Below are 4,475 nucleotides of genomic sequence, written 5' to 3'. Positions count from 1 at the left end.
GCGACGGACCATTCGGCGCCGTCAAACCATTCGACGCACCGTCCTGATTGACCGCCGAACCCCGCACCACCGCCAACACCCGATGACCACGACGATGCGCATCCGACAACCGCTCCACCACCAGGACGCCGACGCCCTCGGCCCACCCCGTTCCGTCCGCCGCCGAGGCGAAGGGCTTGCAGCGGCCGTCGGCGGCGAGCCCGCGCTGGCGGCTGAACTCGAGGAAGAGCCCCGGGCTCGGCATGACGGTGACGCCGCCCGCCAGAGCGAGCTCACACTCGCCGTTGCGCAGCGACTGCACCGCCAGATGCAACGCGACCAGCGACGACGAACAGGCCGTGTCGACCGTGACCGCCGGGCCCTCCAGGCCGAAGGTGTACGACAGCCGGCCGGAGACGACGCTCGCCGCGTTCCCGGTGAGGGAGAAGCCCTCCACGACGTCCGGCGTGCGCTCCAGGTCGACCAGGTAGCTCGGGTATCCGGCGCCGACGAAGACGCCGCTGTTCGATCCCTTCAGCGAGGCTGCGGCGATGCCGGCGCGCTCCAGCGCTTCCCAGGTGGTCTCCAGCAGCAGCCGTTGTTGCGGGTCCATCGCCAGCGCTTCGCGCGGCGAGATCCCGAAGAGGTGTGGGTCGAACTCGGCGGCCTCGTGCAGGAATCCACCGTGGCGGGTGTAGCTGGTGCCGGGGTTGGCGGGGTCGGGGTGGTAGAGCCCGTCCAGGTCCCAGCCGCGGTCGGTGGGGAAGTCCCCGATCGCGTCCGTTCCTTCGTTGACTAGCCGCCACAGGTCCTCCGGAGAGGCCACCCCGCCGGGGTAACGACAGGCCATGCCGACGATCGCGATCGGCTCGTCCGGCGCGGCGAGTGCGGTGGGGGCGGCCGACTCCTCATCGCTGCCCCACAGTTCGGTGCGGAGGTGACCGGCGAGACGTGCCGGGGTGGGGTGGTCGAAGACAACGGCGGTGGGCAGTCGCAGCCCGGTGGCCGTGCCGAGACGGTTGCGCAGTTCCACGGCGGTCAGGGAGTCGAAGCCCTGCTCCTTGAAGGAGCGTTCGGCGTCGACGGACTGTTCGGAGGCATGACCCAGTACGGCGGCGACATGCCCACGCACCAGTTCCACCAACTGCCGCTCCCGTTCGGCGCGGTTCAGCCCGCCGAGCCTGTCGGCCAAGGAGATCGCGTCCCGGGGGCCGACCGTCCTGTCGGCCGAACGCCGGGTGGGCGTGGTGCGCACGAGTGCGCGGAGTGCCGGGGGCACGGCCTCGTCGCCCCGGAGTCCGGCGAGGTCGAGGCGGGCGGGCACCACGGCCGCCTCAGCTGTGGCGACCGCTCGGTCCAGCAGCGCCAAGCCCTCCGCCGAAGGCAGCGGCGCCAGGCCCGTCCTGCTCAGCCGCTGACGATCGGTACGGCCCAACTCGCCGGTCATGGCGCTGGCCTGCTCCCACAGCCCCCACGCCAGCGATGTCGCCGCATCGCCCTCGGCCCGACGGCGATGGGCCAGCGCGTCCAGGAACGCGTTCGCGGCCGCGTAGTTCGCCTGCCCGGAACCGCCCAGCACCCCCGACACCGACGAGTACAGCGCGAAGAACGCCAACTCGGTCTCACGGGTGAGCTCGTGGAGATGCACGGCGGCCTCGACCTTCGGCCGCCAGACCGTGGCCAGCTGCTCCGAAGTCATGGATCCGACGAGTCCGTCGGCGAGGACTCCCGCCGCATGCACGACACCGGTCAGCTTGCGGCCGTGCAGGAGAGCGGCGAGCTGGGCACGGTCGGAGACATCACAGGCGGCTACGGTCGCGGTCGCGCCCAACTGCGCGAGCTCGGAGACGAGTTCGGCGGCGCCCGGGGCCGCCGGTCCTTGGCGGCTGGTGAGCAGCAGATGCCGTACGCCGTGCTCGGCGACCAGGTGGCGGGCGGCCAGCGACCCCAGGGTCCCCGTGCCTCCCGTGATCAGAACCGTCCCGTCCGGGTCCAACGGCACCGGCATGGTCAGTACGACCTTGCCGACGTGCCGCGCCTGGCTCATGAACCGGAACGCCTCGCGGGCCCGCCGCACGTCCCACGTTCGCACGGGTGCCGGTTCCAGCACACCGGCGGCGAACAGATCCATCAACGCCCGCAGCATCTCGCCGATCCGGACCGGGCCGGCGTCCAGCATGTCGAAGGCGGTGTACTGGACGTGGTCGGCGAGCTGTTCCGCGTCCCGGACATCCGTCTTGCCCATTTCCAGGAAGCGGCCACCGGAACTCAACAGGTCGAGGGAGGCGTCGACGAATTCTCCGGCCAGCGAGTTGAGGACCACGTCCACACGGGCCTCGGCGAAGGCCTCACGGAACCCCAGATCCCGCGAGGACGCGATCTGCTCGTCCCGCAGGCCCAGCCCTCGCAGCACATCCCACTTCCCCGGGCTGGCCGTGGCCAGGACGGTGGCCCCAAGATGCCGGGCAAGCTGGATCGCCGCCATGCCGACACCACCGGCACCCGCGTGCACCAGCACCGTGTCGCCCTGCTCGACCGAGCCGAGATCGACCAATCCGTAGTACGCGGTCAGGAACACCACCGGGACGGACGCCGCCTGCGCGAACGACCAGCCCTCCGGCATCGGCACCACAAGCCGTGCGTCCGCGACCGCCACCGGCCCGAAGCTCTTCAGCACCAGGCCCATCACCCGGTCACCAGGGGTCAAGCCAGTGACGCCTTCCCCGACTTCGAGCACCACCCCGGCCGCTTCACTGCCCAGCACCGGACTGCCGGGATACATGCCGAGGCTCATCAGGACGTCGCGGAAGTTCACCCCGGCCGCGCGGACGGCGATCCGGACCTGACCTGCGGCGAGGGGCGCGGCCGCCTCCGGCGCCGGCACCAGCGCAAGCCCTTCCAAGGTGCCGGTACCGCAGGTGTCCAGCCGCCAGGCCGCTACGTCCGAGGGAGTCGTCAGGCTCTCCCCCGACCCGGCCGCACGGACCAGACGCGGCACCAGCACCCGGCCCCCACGGACCGCCACCTGCGGCTCACCGGACGCCAGAGCCGCCCGTACGACCGCCTCGTCGCCGCCGTCTTCACGGCCCTCGGTGGGATCGATGTCGATCAGCACGAAGCGGTCGGGATTCTCCGACTGCGCGGACCGGACGAGCCCCCACACGGGCGCGCTCGGGAGGTCGAGGACGTCACCACCATCGGTGGCCACCGCGCCCCGCGTCACCACGCCGAGCCGCGCCCCGGCCAGCCGCTCGTCGCCCAGCCAGGCCTGGATCAGCGCCAACACCTCCGCGGTGGTCCGGGCGGCGGCCTCAGCCAGGTCCGCGTCTCCCCCGGACCCGGCGACCTCGACCAGCGCGAACTCCGGGACCTCCGCACCCGCGTCAAGGGCGGTCCGTACGGCGTCGATCCCGTCGTACCGGATCACCCTCACGGAACCGGCATCGGCCGCGACCGGAGCAGGCGCCCAGTCGAGCCGGTACAGGGAATCAGGGCCGCTCACGGTGGTCGCGGCCAGCTGGTCGGCGGACACCGGACGCAGCAACAGCGACTCGGCTACGGCGAGGGGGGCGCCGGTCGTGTCCGCGAGGAGGACGGAGAGCGTGTCCTCGCCGCTGGTGGTGATGCGGACGCGGGCGGCTGAGGCGCCGGATGCGAGGAGGGAAACCCCCTCCCACAGGAACGGCAACCGCAAGTCACCGTGCCAGTCAGTGGTCGCGAGCAGCGCGTGCAGGGCCGAGTCCAGCAGCGCCGGGTGCACGCCGTAGGTCCCCGCGTCCTGCGCCTCCGGCAACTCCACCTCGGCGAAGATCTCGGCACCGTGCCGCCAGGCGGCGGTCAGGCCGCGGAAGGCGGGGCCGTAGCCGTAACCGGCGGCCTCCGCACCGGCGTAGAAGGCGGACACATCGACCGGCTCCGCCCCTTCCGGCGGCCACACCGTGAGGTCGGCGGTGGCCTCGACCGGCGCCTCCGCGAGGACGCCTTGCGCGTGCGCGGTCCAAGGGGCATCCGGACCCGCCTCCTCGCCCCGGGAGTACACCGTGAGAGAGCGCTGCCCTTCCTCGCCGGGGGCACCGACCACGACCTGGACCTGAATCCCACCCTGTTCAGGCAGGACCAGCGGTGCCTGAAGCGTCAGTTCCCGCACGCTCCCGCACCCGACCTCATCGGCGGCGCGCACCGCCAGCTCCACGAAGGCCGTGCCCGGCAGCAACACCGTCCCCGCGACCGCATGGTCCGCGAGCCAGGGATACGTACGCAGCGACAACCGGCCCGTCAGCAGCACCCCGTCCCCGGCCGCGAGCGGAACCGCCGCCCCCAGCAACGGATGCCCCGCCTCACCAAGCCCGAGGCCGACGGGGTCGCCGGGGGCGGGGGCGTCAGTGAGCCAGTAGTGGTCGCGTTGGAAGGGGTAGGTGGGGAGGTCGACGCGGGTCGGGTTGCGGCCGGTGAACAGGGCCGGCCAGTCGACGTGCGCGCCGCTGGCCCACAGACGG

1 protein-coding gene is annotated in these 4,475 nt (G+C 72.3%); it reads right to left on the bottom strand.

Features of this window, described 5'->3' with window-relative positions; all coding sequences use genetic code 11:
- Positions 1-4,475 (bottom strand): SDR family NAD(P)-dependent oxidoreductase (locus tag ACWDRW_RS40150; protein ID WP_451733498.1); only part of this gene is annotated, 4,475 nt, incomplete at both ends.

It is taken from the genome of Streptomyces sp. NPDC003635 (assembly GCF_053587635.1).
The sequence above is the reverse complement of the archived record's forward strand: the minus strand, read 5'-3'. Positions and strand labels throughout refer to the sequence as shown.